Origin of the sequence: Rhodococcus sp. NPDC060176 (genome assembly GCF_042728675.1) — a bacterium.
Lineage (GTDB): Bacteria > Actinomycetota > Actinomycetes > Mycobacteriales > Mycobacteriaceae > Rhodococcus_F.
On record NZ_JBHWYS010000003.1, the window covers coordinates 707,210 to 723,941 of the forward strand.

Consider the following 16,732-nt stretch of genomic DNA (forward strand, 5'->3'; position numbering starts at 1 on the left):
GATCAATAAATGGCAGACTATCGATTAATGAACAGGATGTCTATGAATTGATTGCGGCGAGGTTTTGTTCTGCTTCGTCGACGCGACGCTCTGCGCCACGGAGTTCTTTCTCGGATTCTCGAACCGCAGCATCACGGGTCTTCTCGGCGTTCCGTGCGAACTGTCGTTGCTGCTCAGCGTGCTCGAGTTCGGCGCGCAGTTCTTCAACACGACGCTCGACGTCTGAAATCGTCGTTCTGGCTTCCTCGAGTTCGGCGGTCTCTGCCTTCACCCGGCGGCGGATCTCGTCGGCTTGCGCCGTGGCTTCCTTCAATTCTGCTTTTGCTCTGACACGTTCGGTCTTCAGGTCCGGAGTTTTCGACTTCGGAGTCTGCGGCTCCTCAACCGCGGCGTGCTGCGGTGATTTCTCCTTCACCACGGCGAGCCCGGAGGGTCCGAAACCGCTGTAACTCGCGGCGGTCACCACCCGTCCGAGTCGAACCTGCGCGGCAGTCTCCTCGTCGGCCAGGGCGGCATTGAGCGTCTGCGCGACATCACGCAACAAATCCTCGCCGACGCTCTTTCCGCGTGAAGCAGCAATCTCACCGGATTTGTGCGCGAGACTCCGCACCACCTGCTGCCTCTGAGTCGTCAGTCGGCGCAGGTCCGGGCCCGACAGATGGCGCTGGGCGTCGCGTAGCGATTCGCCGAGTGCGAGAAGCGCATCCAGATCTTCCGGTAGATCGCGCGCAATGAGATTGACCAACCATCCCGCGGTGGTCGGCTTCCGAAGTTTTCCGATCTCCGTCGCCAATGTGCGGTCGTTGTCGTCACGGGCAGCCTTCACATGATGTGTACGCGCCTCGACGAACTCGCCGGGGTCGAGCCCGTACAGTTCGTCGGCGACATCATCGAGGGTCACGTATCCATATTGGCACTCGGAACGGTTACATGTGGCAAGGCGGAAGGTATCGCACGGTGGGTGCGCCCCCGGGACCATCAAGGCGTACTTCGGCGTCGACCTGATAGACCTCGGCGATCAGGTCGGCAGTGAGGACCTCGGTCGGGCTTCCGTGGGCAACGATGGATCCCCGGTTCAGCATCACTATCGAATCGCAGAACATGGCGGCCAGATTCAGATCGTGCAACGCCATGATCGTGGTGGTGGGCAGGCGTCGCACGAGCGCGAGCAATTCGAGTTGGTGGTTGATGTCCAGGTGATTTGTCGGTTCGTCGAGTAGCAACTCGTGGGGTTCCTGGGCGAGGGCGCGTGCGATCTGGACGCGCTGTCGCTCCCCGCCTGACAGGGTGTGCCACGACCGGTCCAGCATGCCGGCGAGGTCGGTGTGTTCGATCGCTGCGCGGACGGCGTCACGATCGGAATCGGACTGCCCGCCCCACAGACCGCGGTGCGGTGTGCGTCCGAGTTCGACGACCTCGGCAACAGTCAGATCGATCTCGGTGTTGCTGTGCTGGTCGACGGTGGCGATTCGGCGTGCGACGTCGCGCCGTTTCCAGTCGGACAACGGAGTTCGGTCCAGGGTCACCACTCCGGACGTCGGACGATTCTGCCCGGCAAGAAGTTTCAGCAGCGTCGACTTTCCCGAACCGTTGGGGCCGAGGAGCCCCACCGTGCTTCCGGTGGTGGGGGAGACGGCGATGTCGTCGACTATGAGCGCCCCGCCGACCCGCCAGCTGATACCGGTAGCTTCGAGCGTCATGGCCTGGCCTTCCGTCTCCAGAGGATGACGGCAAACGCAGGTACACCGACCAGTGCGGTCACCACACCGGCCGGGAGTTCCTGCGGCGCAATGGCTGTGCGTGCCACGGCGTCGACCCAGACCAGGAAGACGGAGCCGATCAGTGCCGATGCGGGCAGGAGTCGGCGGTGGTTCGAACCGACGAGAGCGCGCGCCGCGTGCGGGAGGACGAGGCCCACAAAGCCGATGGCGCCTGCGACGCTCACGATCACTGCGGTCATCAAAGCTGTTGCCAGTAGCAAGGTCAGCCGTACCCGCCACACGTTCACTCCCAGCGACGACGCGGCGTCCTCACCGAAGGCAAACGCGTCGAGTGCACGGGAGTGAGTCAGACAGACCACGAGGCCGATTGCCACCACCGCTGCGCAGAGCGCGACATCGAGCCAGTCGGCGCCGCCGAGTGAGCCCAGGAGCCAGAACATCACACCGCGGGTCTGCTCTGGATCAGCCGAGGTGATGACGATGAACGAGGTGAGCGCGGAGAACAGTTGGGTCGCGGCGACTCCGGCCAGGATCACCCGATCCGGTGTGCCGCCGGCCGCATGGGCGAGCAGCAGCACCAGTGCGAAGGAGATCACCGCGCCGATGAAGGCGCCGCTCGACAGTCCGACCACCCCTGACCCCACTCCGAGGATCACGATCAGAACGGCGCCGGTCGAGGCGCCGGACGAGATACCGAGGACAAAGGGATCGGCCAGTGGATTACGAAGCAGAGACTGCATGATCGCTCCGCACAACCCGAGGCCGGCACCGCAGAGCGCGGCGAGCAGAGTACGCGGCAGACGGAGATCCCATACGATTCCGTCGCGAATAGGGGTGACGTCCGCCGCGGTACCGCCGAGATGGCCCACGACGATCGAGGCCACCTCGCCGACCGACAGACCGGCCGGCCCCAACGTGATCGCCACGGCGGCCGACCCGGCCAGCGCGACAACACCGATCACCCACAGCAGGGTGACGGCTTTCGGGTTGTCACGCAGCCGAACGCTTGTCGTCATCTCACGCCGTAGACCACGTAGTCGTCGAACAGTTGCCAGACCGTTCCCGACTCCCGAAAACCCGCCTGCGCGAGCGCCGCCAACTGGAAGTCGACGGCAGTGGGCGCGGTGGCGTCGCGTCCGGCGAATCTGCGCTCACGCTCGCCGGTCAGTGCCCCGATGCCGGGAGTGGCCCGCAGCCCGTCCCACCAGCTGTCCCATTCGGGAGCACCGGTCGCAAAAGCGGAGCGTTGTGTCTGCTCGTCGTGAGCTTTCGCCCATCGACTCATGACGGGGGAGCGGCTGTCGAAGCGAAAGTGGTCACCGTTGAGCAGCACACCGTCAGGGCTCAGCAGTTCGCGGCACTGCCGGTACACCTCGACGAGCTGCTGCGGTTGCAACCAGTGCAGCGCGGTCGTCGACACGATCGCCTGAACCGGCGCAGTGACCGCAGTCGGCCAATCGGCGCCTGCCAGGTCTGCGTCGATCAGCTGCAGTCGGTCACCGAAACGAGTCGACGACTGGCGGGCGAGCTCCAGCAGCATCGGGTCGTAATCGATTCCCACAACGCCGGCGTGCTCGAACTTCTCGAGGATCCGGGCGCTCAGTGAACCCGGCCCGCAGGCGAGGTCGACGACCGTGAAGGGTGTCTGCGCGTACTGCAATTCGAGAACGTCGAGAATCACGTCGAAGCGCTTCTCGCGATCGGCGATGTATGCCGCTTGCTGGTCGTCCCACTGACGCACCAGTTCTCTGATCTCCGCGGACATCTAGACCACACCCAACTGGCGCAGCCCGTCGGAGAGCTGTTCGATGCCACCGACATTGCGGATCGAGGGATCCATCGTCGTGCCTTCGAGGATGATGTAACGCTTGTTCTTCACGGCCGTGAGCTTGCTGGCGACCGGGTCCGATTCGAGGAACGCGATCTTGTCTGCGGCACTGTCACCGTCTCCGCCGCGGTCGAGATCAGCGAGCACCAGCACGGTCGGGTCTCGATCGAGCACACTCTCCCAACCGATTTCGGGCCAGTACTGTTTGTTGTCGTCGAAGGCGTTCTTCGCACCCACCGCGTCGGTCATGATTCCCGGTGCGCCGCAACATCCGGCGAAGTACGGAGTCTTCGTGGCGGCGTACCACCACGCCAGCGTCACCTTTTCGGCTCCCAGTGACGCCGTGGCGGTGGCCGCGCGATCCTTCAGGCTCTCGGTCAGTTCGGAACCTTTGTCTTTGACGTCGAACAGTGTTGCCACGTCGCCGATTTCGGCGTAGAGGTCGTCGAGCGTGAGGGCCTTGCTCTGCTCGGCATCCTGACCGGTGCACTCGCTGGGCGACTGATACGTCGCGACCCCGAGGTCGGTGAATTTGGTTCGGTCGGCGATGCCCTCCGAGGTGAACGTGTAGTTGAAGGTCGTGTAGACCATGTCGGGTTCGCGTTCGAGGACACTCTCGAATGACGGGAACTCGGTGTCGAAGGCCTTCACCTGACCACGCGCCTCGCGCAGCTCGGGGAGGACGTCGTCATCGCTCATGGCATAGCCGGCCATCCGGTCCTGCACTCCCAGCGCGAACAGCATTTCGGCCGCAGGCTGATTTACCGCGATCGCCCGTTCGATCGGTCGCTCCACCGTGACGTCTCGGCCACAGTTCTGGACTGAGGCGCTGGATTGTTCGGCAGAACTGCCGTCGGAGGAACAGGCAACCAACGATGCGCCCAACAGGGCTGCAACGGCAGCGGCGGGTAGGCGAAGTCTGGACAGACGCATGGAATCTCGTTCTCGCAGGGGCTCGTACGCGGAGCCCGTTACCGTGTGAACAGGCGTCTGTTGACCCCTGCTGCCAGCCGGTATTCGGACTCGAGATCGCCCCACCCGAGCGCCTTCCCAGATTCTCATCCAGTGGCGTAAGCCCGGGCGGTCACCCTCACCGCTGCGCGTCAGTTCCGGATTCACACCGGATTCCCTGACCCCCTGTGTGGAGGTCTGCTGGCACAGAGGAACTTATCACCGCAGTGCACTGCCGGTCAGGTCGGCCAGTGTGAGGCAATCAGATCTCGATGGCCAGGTCGTCGATGTCGGTCAGGGTTCCGCCGTCGGCGAGGATGCGCTCGTAGTTCTCGCGTCGACGGAGGTCGATCTCGGTGTTGCTGATGCCCTGCTTCCAGTACCCGAATATCGCAACGTCGTCCTTGTCGAGTCCGACGGTCGAGCGAAAGTGCTTTCGTATTGCGCGCATCTCACTGCGTTCACCGGCGCCCCACACGACGTAGCTCTCGGGATCCGCGAGCTCGCGCGCCCGCGTCGTCAGTGGGCCGTCGGGCTCAGCGAGATCGACGCGGACGCGGTGAAGTTCCAGGCCGGAGAGGGTGGGTAGTTCGGCGAATGCGACCTCGTCATCTGTTGTGACCCAGCCGATTCCGGCGACGTCGGTAGGCAGTTGCTCGATGATCGAGTGCAACGCAGGTATTGCGGTGCCGTCCAGAAAGAGTGCGATACGTCGACCGGGAACATCGGGGATCAAGAAGTGCGGTCGCGGACCGGTGAGGCCGAAGGTGTCGCCGACGGTCAACGCCGCCGCCCATCTCATCATCGGACTGGTCTGTCCGTGCAGGACCACGTCGATGACGATCGATCCGCTCGCGGAATCGTAGGAACGCACCGTGTACACCCGCGAAGCGTCGTCGAAGGCCGGTCCGAGATTCATGCGTACTGTCACATTCGGGCGTGACCAGGTCGGGTCGTCGGTCGACTCGCTCAAGTGAGCCGTGATCCGCAGCAGGTGTTCGCTCGGTCGCTCCATTGCTTCGACAATGGCGAGGACGTCGTTGAGTCCGCGATTGTGGTCAGGGGTGCGTAGGACGGTCGTCGGGGAAGTTGTTGTGCTCGTGGCGTCTGCATGTGTCATCGGTTGCGCTCCTGGATCGGATTGTCGAGGTGACGATCAGGTTAGTGCTGCCTAAGTAGTTTGAGTTGTCCGGAAGCGACATCTGCTTACCTCAAAGGACACGCTCCGCGAACAACGCGTTTGAGCGACCTGTGCTCGCGCTGTTACCGTGCTTGTGATGTCCATACGCCGCTGTTCTCTCGCTTCCGGTCGTGCACTGCGCACGGCCCGATTCGGCGTAGCGACTTTCCGACGGGGGCGTAAGGCGATCGACCGCCGCCCCTCTGGTCTCGTCTGGATCGAAAGAGCATTGGCCGCACCGGCCGGATCCGTCTGACATTCGCCACTTCGGCGGGCATTGCCTCGCTGAGATTTCACAGTGCCACACCTGTTGCAGTGCTGCGCATTTCCCGTACCTGAAGTTTCTCGCGGGTGAGTTGTGAGTGTCGGCGCCACCGAGCCTGGGTTACCAGCCAACTCGTTTTCGTGAAAGGTACACAGCAATGAATCGTTTCGAAGGTCGTCGTATTCTCGTCACCGGCGCAGGATCTGGAATCGGGCAGGCCACCGCGCTGCGGTTGCTCGCCGAAGGTGGCCGCGTGGTCGCTGCCGACATCTCCGAGCAGGGTTTGGCGAACACCCGGAAATCGGCAGAACATGCTTCGACGGAGGATCGCCTCGACACCCTCGTCGTCGATATCGGTGACGAGAGTTCCGTCATCAAGGTTGTGGGTCAGGCGATTTCGACTCTCGGGGGACTGGACGTACTGGTCAACGCTGCCGGGATACTGCGTGGTGGGCACACCCACGAGACCTCGCTGGACCTGTGGAATCAGGTGCTCTCCGTGAATTTGACGGGCACTTTCCTCGTCACCCGCCAGGCACTGCCGGCTCTCCTCGCCACCGCCAACGCAGTCGTGGTGAATTTCAGTTCCACCTCCGCGGCCTTCGCGCACCCGTACATGGCCGCGTATGCCGCAAGTAAGGGAGGAATCCAGTCCTTCACTCACGCACTGGCTCTCGAATACGGCAAGCAGGGTCTGCGTGCCGTCGCGGTGGCTCCAGGCAGTGTGAAGAGCGGGATCACCGACACTACGGCGTCGTACTTGCCGGAAGACACCGACTGGTCGCTCTTCGGCAAGTTGTCACCGATTCTGAGCACTGATCTGGAGTCCGGTGGTGCCCCCATGGCCGGGCCGGAAAGTGTTGCGGGAGTTATCGCGATGTTGGCATCCGACGATGGTGCCTTCATCACGGGCACGGAGATCCGGATCGACGGCGGCACGCACGCCTGATTCTGCGTCCGTCTGACGGCCCGCACAGGCAGGCCGTCAGACGCGAGCCGTCATTCTCGCGAGCGAGTGATGGCGGGGACGACGTAGGACTGATCGAGCACGGCGGGCGAAGGTTCGTACATTCTCAGTACCGGTCGGAAATCCCCGCGCGGTGCGGGCAGCCAGTTTGCCTTCGCCGTGGGGTCTTTCGGCTCCTCGTGGCTGATCGTGATCGTCAACGCACCGTCGGCGTCGTGGACGATTCCTGGAGTGCGGTCGCCGATCGAGTATCGGTCGACGGGGTTCGCCACGAGGAAGAAGTCCGGCACCGAGTACATCGTCAGCGACCAGAAGGCGCTCACCGGCGGAGTGGGGTCGAGTCTTATTGTGTAGGTGTGGGTTCCGTTCAACTGCTCGCCCTGATCGTCGACGTAGGTCATGATGTACGCCGCTTCGTAAGGGTGGTTGCCCCACAGCCCGCCCTTGGCAGCCGCGGCGCGTTCGACGATGCGCAACCTGGGATCGGCGATCTTGAATTGTGGATCGTCGATTGTGCCGACCTCGAAGTAGTCGAGGTTGTAGTCGAAGGCGTGGAATGTGAGCTTCCATCCGTTGACTTCGGGGCTGGAGCCTTTCGTGAGGGCCTCGAGCAGGTTCTTCTCACCGATCGTCAATCCGTCAGCCAACGCGGCTGCCTCGTCGGCAGAGAGTGAGTCGGCAGCGTGTGAGTCAGCAGAGTGTGAGGTATAGGGAGAAGCCCCGGGCTCGTTGATGCCGATCGGCGAGAACGAATCCTGGAGTTCTCGATCGCGCGGGGCCGGCGGAAAGGCCTGTGACCAGATGCGGAGTTTCTCGAGGAACAGGAGGTCCTGGCTTACCCCGGCGTCGGGGACTGGGAGACCGGCCGGGGTTCCGGTGGAGTCGACGACGGTCAGCGTGGTGGCGTCCTGCAAGGCGTGCACCGCAGGGAGGTCGTCGTCGCCACCGCATGCCCACCGGCCCACGATCGACGCAATGTTCGTGGGAAATCTGATCACCGTGGTCTGGTCCGCCGGGGTTCCCGTCCAGGTGGGTGGGACGAGAAGGAAGTCTCCGCTCTTCGTGCCGGTGGCCCGATGCCCGACGTAGGCGAAATTGTTTGTCCAGGCATCGACGAACTGGAGGACGTAGTAACGGCCATCGGTATCGGGGACGTGCAGAGCAACGGGGCCGACAGAGAGATCGATCTGCGCCATGGAATACACGGTGTCGTTGTTGATCGTGACAAAAGTGTCTGCCGGGCCGGCGAGTGTGCGGGCGTGGCTGAAGGTGTTGAAAGGTGCGGCGGGGTTCGCTCCGACACCGTCGTGAACGTACCGATGGACCTGGTCGAGATTGAAAACGAGGGGAAATCCGTAGATATACGCCTGAGCTGCAAGCTCGGTGCGGCTGGTGTCGGTCATCTCTGCCCTCTCGTCGTTCACGTCGGTTCGAAGTCCACCTTGCGGGAACCCTGTCGTCGGGGCATCACCCGCCAGGGGTGACGCCCCGACGACAGGGAGAAGACATGTCGGATCAGGAGAGTGCGGCATTGGTCGCTGTCGCAGACGAGTGGAACGTCGCGATTTGCTCGAACGACGCCGAACGGATCGGCGACTTCATGGCAGACGACTGGGTAATCGTCTCGGAATCCGGGGTATCGACCAAAGCGGAGTTTCTGGGCTTCGTGGCCTCAGGCGACCTGACGCATTCGGCGATGGACCGCGTCGGGAGCGCTCGCGTGAGTTTCTTCGGTGACGTCGCGCTGTTCACCACTCGGATCACCAATACTGCGCACTACGACGGCAGGCAGTACGACGCCGACGAGTGGACCACCGACGTGTTCGCGCGACGAGACGGTCGTTGGCGCTGCGTGTTGAGCCACATCACGCCGGCGGTCGAGGCGAAGATCGAGGACGTGGAACCGTGACGGAGAAGCATGAGAAAGGCTGATGTTTTAACGGAGAAAATATTGGGTAGTAATACGAGTTTTATATTTATGAATGTATTTATCGGATTTATCGATTGTGAAGTTTCTGTAGTAGCGTCAGTTGAGTAGATCATTTTGATACGCATACCGGATGAGGTTCTCACATGATTGTTCTCGGCATTATTCTGGCGTTGATCGGCTTTTTCACGGGGTTGAGCATTCTGACCACTGTCGGCATCATCTTGGTCGTCGTAGGTGCAGTTCTGTCTATCCTCGGTGCTACCGGGCGTGCAGTGGGCGGACGAAAAGTCTGGTATTGATCGATACTGCGCGAGTAGCTGAGAAGCGGTACTCGATCTCTTCGGAGATCGAGTACCGCTTTTTTGTTCTCGATTCGTGTGTTGGTGCATCCACCCCGAAGCCTGACTCTGAATGGCGTCGGGTAAACATGAAGGATGCTTTCTCGAGATCAGGACGAAGAGAAATCTGCAGAGAGATTCAGATTCCCTCGCAGATGGAATCAAATCGACGAATCGCGCCGCGGTTTGGTGCTGGCGTGGGTGGCCTTCACGCTGACGTTCGGCGGAGCACGTCTGGTGACCTGGTTGATCCAGATCGATACCAGGGATGTCGGCGACATCAGCGCCGGTGGCACTCATCTGCATCACTACCTGTGGGGAATTCTCCTGCTGGCGGGAGTAGCGATCTTCGGACTCGTCGACCGAAGTCCTCGCGCAAGAACCTGGATGGGCATCGCCTTGGGTATTGCGCTCGGACTCATCGTCGACGAAGCCGCACTACTGATCACTCTCGACGACGTCTACTGGCAGAGCGACGGTTGGCCGAGCATCGCCATCGCCGTGTCGATCATCGGTGTTGTGGGAACCGGGCTCGCGCTGACACGAAGCGGAGCGGAGAAGCCTCGAGGTTGATCCGACTGCGGCACGGGTACTCACCCTCGAGCCGGGAAGTCGCGCGGATCGTGAGGTGGCTTGGATGGAACCCAGTTCCGCGGACACATCACCGGATTCCGAAAGCGAAGTTCAACCGATAGATCCGATGGCGGAAGCCGAACGTGAAGCCGCAGCATTGGCGACGCCCGTCCGGCCGCTGGGCGAACCCGGACCGAGATTCGATCGTCGTTCACCGTTCTTCATCGGACTGAGCGCTGCGGCCGGAGTTGCCGTGACGTACGCGGTGATCGAGGTGTTGCTTGCGGCGCGGGGCATGTTGATCCTGATCGTGGTCGCATTGTTTCTCGCGGTGGGCATCGAACCGGTGATCGTCTGGCTGGAGCGGAGAAATTTCCGACGCTGGATCGCGGTCACCGTGGTGCTCCTCGGAATTGCCGTGATGTTGGCTCTGTTCCTCGTTGCTGCGATCACGCCGCTGGTCGAGCAGGGACGCCAGTTCGCATCGCACGCTCCCGAACTCCTGACACACATTCGTGACCGGTATCCGATCGTGAGCGACCTCGACCAGAAGTATCACCTCGAGCAGCACCTCACCACGCAACTGGATGGTTCGGGTTCTGCACTCGCGACGGGTTTGCTCGGTGCGGGGCGGGCGGTGTTCAGCGCAGTCGCCGACGCCGGAATCGTTGCTGTACTGACGACGTACTTCTTGATCGACTATCCACGAATCCGCACGAATCTGTATCGGCTGGTGCCACATTCGCGCCGGCCGCGAGCAATCGCCATCGGTGACCAGATACTGGCAGGTGTGGGCGGGTATGTCCTCGGCAATGTTCTGATCTCTGTGATCACCGCAGGATGCACCTTCGCCTGGTTGGTGATCTTCGACGTGCCGTATCCGTTGATCTTGGCGCTGCTGGTCGCTCTGCTCGATTTGATCCCGATAGTCGGTTCCACGATCGCAGGGGTTATCGTCGCCCTGGTCTCCCTGACAGTCTCTGTCCCAACGGCATTGGCGACTGTTGCGTTCTTCGTCGCACTACGCCTGCTCGAGGACTACCTTCTCGTCCCGAAGATCATCGGGAAGACGGTGGCGGTCCCGGCACTGGTGACTGTCGTCGCGGTTCTGTTGGGCGGAGCGTTGCTCGGTATTGTCGGTGCGTTGCTGGCAATTCCGGTCGCTGCGGCCTTGCTGCTGCTCGCAAGGGAAACACTCTTCCCTCGGCTCGACGCTTCTTGACTGGCTCTATCGGACAGCTCGCGCGTGACGCCGCGAACCAGGATTCGGCTTGGGGCACATCCGAGTCGGGATCGTTTCCCCTTCGTCGGTGATGCGGAATACCGACACTTTTTCGCTGCAACCGTGATTCAAATCGACCGCGTATGCGATCGCGGCGCGATCCGAGACGAAATCTTCCATCACCGTTGTACCGTCCGGTAGTTCGATTCTGTAGTTTTCCATGACTTACACAACCTTCTTTCGCTAAGACGATCTTACCCGGCTCGAGAAGTGGCAAACCCGTGGAACATAACGTGCGACAGTCGACTTCACGTCTCGCCGCTGCGATGTTTCGACAACTCGCCTGCGGGGTAGTGAGAGTCGGTCAGCCGCTCAGGCGGTACGTGTCGAACTACGGAGGATCCGCGCAATGAGCGCAGTATCGAAAGCGATGTACAAACCACTCTCGCTGGCCACGAGCGTCCTGGGCGGCATTGTGGCCGGCGCTGTTTTCCAACAGGTGTGGAAGCGCATCGGTGACGACAAGAATGCGCCCGAGCCCAAGGACTTGAGCAGGTCGAGTAGGGAAGTCCTGATCGCCGCTGCCCTGCAGGGCGCCATCTTCGCTGTTGTGCGCGCCGCCGTGGACCGTGCGGGAGCAAAGGGCTACCGGGCCCTGGCTCACGAAGATCCACGGTAGGGAAGATCCCCGGCAGGAACGTCCAGCCAGTTCGAGTTCAGTCGACGACGGCCGCGATTGCCTCGATCTCGACCAACTGATCGTCGTAACCGAGAACGGTCACACCCATCAGAGTGCTCGGGGCGTCATGATCGCCGAACGCGTCGCGGACTACTTCCCACGCCGCAACGAGGTCTTCTTGACTGCTCGACGCCACCAGAACGCGGGTGTTGATCACATCGGTGATGGACGCGCCGGCGTCCGAGAGGGCGGTTCTGAGGTTGTCGACGGCCTTGGCTGCCTGTCCCGCGTAGTCGCCGACTGCGGCGGTGGAGCCGTCCTCGTTCAACGGGCAAGATCCTGCGAGAAAGATCAGTCGAGCCTCGGCGGGAGCCGTTGCAGCATAGGCATATTCAGCGACTGAAGAGAGTGATGTGGAACGGATCAGAGTTACCGACTTCGGCATAGTTTCCCCAAGGAATAGTAAAGGTTTGCAGCGAGTCTTTCACAGCACACCTGGGGTAGCCAATTCGTCATCGGACCCGTCCATTCGGGCTGCGGCTACGAATGTCTGTCAATGAGCCGAGAAGAAGAGCACACAGCACCTGTCGATGAGTGGCTGACGACCAAACAGGTTGCGGCACTGTTCCACGTCGACCGGACCACGGTATCCAGATGGGCGAGGGAGGGCAAAGTCGGAACTCTGAGAACGCTTGGCGGACATCGGAGATACCGACGGTCGGAGATCGAGAAGTTGTTGCGCAACCGCTTGACGACACTCGACCCGACGTAACCTCCGGCATGAAGCAGACAGGTCGCCGAGCACGATGAGGGCTCGGCGACCTGCCTGGTCAGCAGGAACTGATTACACCTTGGGGACGCGGATAATGAGTGCGTCGCCTTGTCCGCCGCCGCCGCAGAGTGCGGCTGCGCCGATGCCGCCGCCGCGGCGTTGCAGTTCGAGGGCGAGGTGCAGGGCGATGCGGGCACCGGACATGCCCAGGGGGTGTCCGACGGCGATGGCGCCGCCGTTGACGTTGACCTTGGCGGGGTCGAGGCCCAGTTCGCGGGTGGAGGCGATCCCGACGGCGGCGAACGCTTCGTTGATTTCGACGAGGTCGAGATCGGTGGGGTCGATACCTTCCTTGGCGCAGGCCTTCGCGATGGCCCGGGCGGGCTGGGACTGGAGGGTGGAGTCCGGTCCGGCGACAACGCCGTGAGCACCGATTTCCGCGATCCAGGTCAGGCCGAGTTCTTCGGCCTTGGCTTTGCTCATCACCACGACGGCGGCGGCGCCGTCGGAGATCGGGGAGGCGGAGCCGGCGGTGATGGTGCCGTCCTTGCTGAACGCGGGACGTAGCTTGCCGAGGGATTCGGTGGTGGTGTCGGCGCGGATGCCTTCGTCCTGCGCGAAGACGATCGGCTCGCCCTTGCGTTGGGGGATGGAGACGGGGACGACTTCGTTGTCGAAGTAGCCGTCTTTCCAGGCGCGGGCCGCGTTCTGGTGCGAGGCGGCGGCGAAGGCGTCCTGCTCGGCGCGGGTGATGTGGGCGCTCTCGTGTTGGTTGACCTGTTCGGTGAGCAGGCCCATGGCCTGGTCGGTGAAGATGTCGTGGAGGCCGTCGTAGGCCATGTGGTCGCGCATCGTGACGTCGCCGTATTTGAAGCCTTCGCGGCTTTTTTCGAGCATGTGGGGTGCGCGGGACATCGATTCCTGCCCGCCGGCGACGACGATGTCGAATTCGCCGGCGCGGATGAGTTGGTCGGCGAGGGCGATGGCGTCGATGCCGGACAGGCACACTTTGTTGATGCTCAGGGCGGGCACGTTCATCGGGATGCCGGCGGCGACGGCGGCTTGGCGGGCGGGCATCTGGCCGGCGCCGGCGGTGAGGACCTGTCCCATGATGACGTAGTCGACCTGTTCGGGTGCGACTGAGGACTTGTCGAGGGCGCCTTTGATGGCGATGCCGCCGAGGTCGGACCCGGAGAGGTCTTTCAACGATCCGAGGAGTCGACCCATCGGGGTACGAGCTCCCGCAACAATCACAGTTGTCGTGTCGGTCATGCCAGTTCTACTTTCAGTTCGGTGCCGGTTGCGGCGACTACGTCTTCGACGCTGACATCGGGGGCGAGTTCACGCAAGACGAGTGGACCGTCTTCGCTCACGTCGATGACGGCGAGGTTGGTGATGATCCGATTCACCACTCCCTGGCCGGTGAGCGGCAGGGTGCAGGCGTCGACGATCTTGGGGTTGCCGTCGCGGTCGTTGTGCTCCATGACGACGATGACGCGTCGAGCGCCGTGGACCAGGTCCATTGCGCCGCCCATGCCCTTGACCATCTTGCCTGGCACCATCCAGTTGGCGAGGTCGCCCGTCTTCGACACCTGCATACCGCCGAGGACTGCGGTGTCGATGTGGCCGCCGCGGATCATCCCGAATGAGAGGGCGGAGTCGAAATATGCCGCACCCGGATTGACGGTGACGGTCTCCTTGCCGGCGTTGATGAGGTCAGGATCGACGTTGTCCTCGGTGGGATACGGTCCCGTGCCGAGAATTCCGTTCTCCGAGTGCAGGACCACACGAACGTCCGAGCCCAGGTATCCGGGAATCAGTGTGGGAAGACCGATTCCGAGGTTGACGTACTCGCCGTCGATCATCTCTGCGGCCGCCCGCGCTGCCATCTGCTGGCGCGTCCAACCCGTCACTGTCACTGGTGCGGTCATCGTGTGGTTCCTTCCGAAGCGCTGACGGTTCGCTTTTCGATTCGCTTGTTCTGAGGTCCGGTGTGAACAATGCGCTGGACGAACACCCCAGGCAGATGCACTGACGCCGGATCGATCTCGCCGGGCTCGACCAGGCGTTCCACCTGCGCGATCGTGATGCGACCGGCCATAGCGGCGAGGGGGTTGAAGTTCATCGCGGTCTTGTCGAACACGAGGTTGCCGTCGGTGTCTCCGAGAACAGCGTGCACGAGTGCGTAGTCGGCGTTGATCGCCTCTTCCATCACGTAACGCTTGGCGCCGAAGACGCGAGTCTCCTTCGGGGGAGAGGCGATTGCGATCGAGCCGTCGGCGTCGTAGCGCCACGGCATTCCGCCGTCGGAGATGGGGCTACCCACTCCGGCCGGTGTGAAGAACGCCGGGATTCCGGTGCCGCCGGAGCGAAGACGCTCCGCGAGCGTGCCCTGCGGCGTCAGTTCCACTTCGAGCTCGCCGGCAAGGTATTGCCGGGCGAACTCCTTGTTCTCACCGACGTACGACGCGGTCACCCGTCGGATACGTCCCGCGCTCAGCAAGATTCCGAGGCCGTGATCGTCGACGCCGCAGTTGTTGGAGAACACCTCGAGGTCGGTTGCACTGGTAGCTGCGATCGCGTCGATCAGTACGTCGGGGATGCCGCACAAACCGAATCCGCCGACTGCCAGCGTTGCGCCGTCGACGATGTCGGCGACCGCGTCTGCTGCGGACTCGTACACCTTTGCTGTCATGTTCTCTCCCTGCCAGGCGTTCATTGAGTAGACACTCACTCACTTCGGTATCCAGTCAACTATCTCCAGTTCACAGGTTCAAGCAATCGCGAACATCGACAGAGAACTGATCGACTACTGACCATCTGAAGGAAATTCGTTCACTGAATGGACGCTAGGATGAAGACATGCCAACTCACGAGCAATCGCCGGCCATGGTCGCGCGGGTGGCGGCACTTCTGCGAGCCCTCGGCGCGTCCGAATCAACGGGCGCTTCCACCACGGAATTGGGCAAGCTCACCGGCCTCGCTCGGCCCACCGCGCACCGACTGCTCACGTCCTTGGCTGCCGAAGGTCTGGTCGACCGTGACTCACGAACCGGTCGGTGGTCGCTCGGTCCGGAGTTGTACCTCCTGGGGGCGGCGGCCGGAAATCGGTACGACATCACCGACCGCGCTCGCGACGTCGTCGACGAACTTGCCCGGGTCACGGGGGAGAGCGCATTCCTGTCGGCACGTCGAGGTGACGAGACCGTCTGCATCCTGAGTCAGGAAGGCAGTTTTCCGCTGCGATCTCACGTGCTGCACGAGGGGAAGCGTTTCCCGTTGGGAGTCGCGTCGGCCGGCCTTGCCATCTTGAGCCACCTACCGGCGCGGGACGTCGACGACTATTTCGCCCGGGTGAATCTGGATTCGGAATGGGGTGAGATCCACAGCGAGACATCGATTCGAGAGCGAATCGAGTCGACGCGGGTCAGCGGCTACGCCGTCAATCCAGCCCTCATCGTCGAGGGAAGCTGGGGGATGGGTGCCGCGGTGTTCGACCGCAACGGTCGCCCGGCCTGGGCGCTGAGCCTGACCGGAGTAGAAACTCGCTTCCGGCCGGCCCGTCATGCCGAGTTGGGAACGCTACTCCTCGAGCACGCTCACACACTGTCGAACCGATTGAAAACGCATGCAGTGAACTAGCTTTCGGAAACCAGGTCTTGCGCAGCAGTAGTTTTTGCCTTCGTGCGCACATGTGCCTTCTCGCCTTGCGGGCCGAAAAGATGCAAGATTTCCACCACCTGTTCATCGGCAGGCCCGAACCAATGGGGCTCGGCAGTGTCGAACTCCGCGACTTCACCGGGGTGTAGGAGAACCTCGTTCGCCCCCAGGATGAGACGCAGATCCCCGGCGAGGACGTAGAGCCATTCGTAGCCGGCGTGGGTGACGAGTTTCGGTGGACGCGGACCGATCACCTGCTTGAAGACCTGCACGCGGCCGGGATAGCGCGTCAACGGAACGACGGCACTGCCGTTCTTGCGTCGGCTCGGGGTGAGATGAACCCGGGGATCGCCCGTAGCGGGAGCGCCGACGAGTTGGTCCAGCGCGACCCGGTGCGCTCGGGCAAGCGGCAACAGCAGATCGAGGGTGGGGCGACGCTTACCCGATTCGAGGCGTGAGAGTGCGCTGACGGAGATGCCGGTGGCCTCGGACAGCGCCTCGAGAGTCAATCCGCGATCGCGTCGAAGCGTGCGCAGCCTCGGTCCGATATCGGTGATCAACTGCTCGAATTCAGCATCCATGCCGTCCATCTTTGCAGTTTCCGCAAAATTTCTACCGGCTTCGGACGCTGGAGAGCAACGATCCT

General features: G+C 62.4%; 21 protein-coding genes and 1 riboswitch. Of the genes, 8 read left to right on the top strand and 13 right to left on the bottom strand.

Annotated features, from left to right (window positions below; translation table 11 throughout):
- Window positions 1-40 precede the first annotated feature (40 nt).
- From ACFWEM_RS18160 to ACFWEM_RS18185, 6 genes are all read right to left on the bottom strand, one after another.
- On the bottom strand, window positions 41-901 hold the full coding sequence (locus tag ACFWEM_RS18160) for a hypothetical protein (protein WP_378535621.1): 861 nt from the start codon (window positions 899-901) through the stop codon (window positions 41-43).
- A 25-nt stretch (window positions 902-926) separates the two neighbouring features.
- Entirely contained in the window at window positions 927-1,700 is a 774-nt protein-coding gene (locus ACFWEM_RS18165; protein ID WP_378535623.1) for an ABC transporter ATP-binding protein, read from the bottom strand.
- Entirely contained in the window at window positions 1,697-2,737 is a 1,041-nt protein-coding gene (locus ACFWEM_RS18170) for a FecCD family ABC transporter permease (protein ID WP_378535626.1), read from the bottom strand. The genes ACFWEM_RS18165 and ACFWEM_RS18170 overlap by 4 nt, the downstream gene beginning before the upstream one ends.
- Window positions 2,734-3,486: a class I SAM-dependent methyltransferase gene (locus ACFWEM_RS18175; RefSeq protein ID WP_378535628.1), complete on the bottom strand. Its 753-nt coding sequence runs from the start codon at window positions 3,484-3,486 to the stop codon at window positions 2,734-2,736. Before ACFWEM_RS18175 ends, ACFWEM_RS18170 begins: the two co-directional genes overlap by 4 nt.
- Window positions 3,487-4,482: an ABC transporter substrate-binding protein gene (locus ACFWEM_RS18180; RefSeq protein WP_378535630.1), complete on the bottom strand. Its 996-nt coding sequence runs from the start codon at window positions 4,480-4,482 to the stop codon at window positions 3,487-3,489.
- A 57-nt stretch (window positions 4,483-4,539) separates the two neighbouring features.
- A riboswitch (cobalamin riboswitch) is annotated at window positions 4,540-4,721 on the bottom strand.
- Window positions 4,722-4,762: 41 nt separating this feature from the next.
- Entirely contained in the window at window positions 4,763-5,620 is an 858-nt protein-coding gene (locus ACFWEM_RS18185) for a siderophore-interacting protein (RefSeq protein WP_378535632.1), read from the bottom strand.
- A 482-nt stretch (window positions 5,621-6,102) separates the two neighbouring features.
- On the opposite strand from ACFWEM_RS18185, the gene ACFWEM_RS18190 reads away from it, so the two are divergent.
- Complete coding sequence (locus ACFWEM_RS18190) at window positions 6,103-6,894, top strand: SDR family NAD(P)-dependent oxidoreductase (protein ID WP_003945545.1); 792 nt, start codon at window positions 6,103-6,105, stop codon at window positions 6,892-6,894.
- 50 nt (window positions 6,895-6,944) lie between these two features.
- Here ACFWEM_RS18190 and ACFWEM_RS18195 read toward each other — a convergent pair whose 3' ends face one another.
- Window positions 6,945-8,315 (bottom strand): DUF1254 domain-containing protein, encoded by a 1,371-nt coding sequence (locus ACFWEM_RS18195; protein ID WP_378535635.1) that lies wholly within the window; start codon window positions 8,313-8,315, stop codon window positions 6,945-6,947.
- A gap of 104 nt (window positions 8,316-8,419) precedes the next feature.
- Here ACFWEM_RS18195 and ACFWEM_RS18200 point away from each other — a divergent pair, with 104 nt between their 5' ends.
- The 4 genes from ACFWEM_RS18200 to ACFWEM_RS18215 all read left to right on the top strand — a co-directional run bounded on the left by ACFWEM_RS18200 (window position 8,420) and on the right by ACFWEM_RS18215 (window position 10,975).
- On the top strand, window positions 8,420-8,821 hold the full coding sequence (locus ACFWEM_RS18200) for a nuclear transport factor 2 family protein (protein WP_378535637.1): 402 nt from the start codon (window positions 8,420-8,422) through the stop codon (window positions 8,819-8,821).
- Between the two features lie 164 nt (window positions 8,822-8,985).
- The gene (locus ACFWEM_RS18205; RefSeq protein ID WP_003945564.1) at window positions 8,986-9,141 is read left to right on the top strand and encodes a DUF6131 family protein; all 156 of its coding nucleotides are present in this window, start codon (window positions 8,986-8,988) and stop codon (window positions 9,139-9,141) included.
- A 135-nt stretch (window positions 9,142-9,276) separates the two neighbouring features.
- Entirely contained in the window at window positions 9,277-9,753 is a 477-nt protein-coding gene (locus tag ACFWEM_RS18210) for a hypothetical protein (protein ID WP_378448717.1), read from the top strand.
- A gap of 64 nt (window positions 9,754-9,817) precedes the next feature.
- On the top strand, window positions 9,818-10,975 hold the full coding sequence (locus ACFWEM_RS18215) for an AI-2E family transporter (RefSeq protein WP_378535639.1): 1,158 nt from the start codon (window positions 9,818-9,820) through the stop codon (window positions 10,973-10,975).
- 6 nt (window positions 10,976-10,981) lie between these two features.
- Here ACFWEM_RS18215 and ACFWEM_RS18220 read toward each other — a convergent pair whose 3' ends face one another.
- Window positions 10,982-11,197, bottom strand: coding sequence for a hypothetical protein (locus tag ACFWEM_RS18220; protein WP_283306092.1), 216 nt, complete (start codon window positions 11,195-11,197; stop codon window positions 10,982-10,984).
- A gap of 187 nt (window positions 11,198-11,384) precedes the next feature.
- Between ACFWEM_RS18220 and ACFWEM_RS18225 the strand changes: the two genes are divergently transcribed.
- Complete coding sequence (locus tag ACFWEM_RS18225) at window positions 11,385-11,654, top strand: DUF4235 domain-containing protein (protein ID WP_378535642.1); 270 nt, start codon at window positions 11,385-11,387, stop codon at window positions 11,652-11,654.
- Between the two features lie 37 nt (window positions 11,655-11,691).
- Here the strand turns inward: ACFWEM_RS18225 and ACFWEM_RS18230 are convergent, their stop codons facing one another.
- Window positions 11,692-12,099 carry a RidA family protein gene (locus ACFWEM_RS18230; protein ID WP_378535644.1) on the bottom strand — a complete coding sequence of 136 codons (408 nt, stop codon included), beginning with the start codon at window positions 12,097-12,099 and terminating at the stop codon, window positions 11,692-11,694.
- Window positions 12,100-12,210: 111 nt separating this feature from the next.
- Between ACFWEM_RS18230 and ACFWEM_RS18235 the strand changes: the two genes are divergently transcribed.
- Window positions 12,211-12,426, top strand: a complete 216-nt coding sequence (locus tag ACFWEM_RS18235) for a BldC family transcriptional regulator (protein WP_317551308.1) — start codon at window positions 12,211-12,213, stop codon at window positions 12,424-12,426.
- A gap of 72 nt (window positions 12,427-12,498) precedes the next feature.
- On the opposite strand, the gene ACFWEM_RS18240 is transcribed toward ACFWEM_RS18235, so the two are convergent.
- Genes ACFWEM_RS18240 through ACFWEM_RS18250 form a run of 3 tightly spaced genes read right to left on the bottom strand, consistent with a single transcriptional unit; the run spans window position 12,499 to window position 15,121 of the window.
- A complete protein-coding gene (locus ACFWEM_RS18240) occupies window positions 12,499-13,698 on the bottom strand; it encodes an acetyl-CoA C-acetyltransferase (protein WP_378535646.1) in 1,200 nt (399 codons plus the stop codon).
- Window positions 13,695-14,357 (bottom strand): 3-oxoacid CoA-transferase subunit B, encoded by a 663-nt coding sequence (locus tag ACFWEM_RS18245; protein ID WP_003941451.1) that lies wholly within the window; start codon window positions 14,355-14,357, stop codon window positions 13,695-13,697. Before ACFWEM_RS18245 ends, ACFWEM_RS18240 begins: the two co-directional genes overlap by 4 nt.
- Window positions 14,354-15,121, bottom strand: a complete 768-nt coding sequence (locus ACFWEM_RS18250; protein ID WP_378535648.1) for a CoA transferase subunit A — start codon at window positions 15,119-15,121, stop codon at window positions 14,354-14,356. The genes ACFWEM_RS18245 and ACFWEM_RS18250 overlap by 4 nt, the downstream gene beginning before the upstream one ends.
- Before the next feature lie 167 nt (window positions 15,122-15,288).
- Here ACFWEM_RS18250 and ACFWEM_RS18255 point away from each other — a divergent pair, with 167 nt between their 5' ends.
- Complete coding sequence (locus tag ACFWEM_RS18255; RefSeq protein WP_378535650.1) at window positions 15,289-16,068, top strand: IclR family transcriptional regulator; 780 nt, start codon at window positions 15,289-15,291, stop codon at window positions 16,066-16,068.
- Here ACFWEM_RS18255 and ACFWEM_RS18260 read toward each other — a convergent pair.
- A complete protein-coding gene (locus ACFWEM_RS18260) occupies window positions 16,065-16,667 on the bottom strand; it encodes a helix-turn-helix domain-containing protein (protein WP_378535653.1) in 603 nt (200 codons plus the stop codon). The two genes, ACFWEM_RS18255 and ACFWEM_RS18260, sit on opposite strands and share 4 nt — an antisense overlap.
- Window positions 16,668-16,732 lie beyond the last annotated feature (65 nt).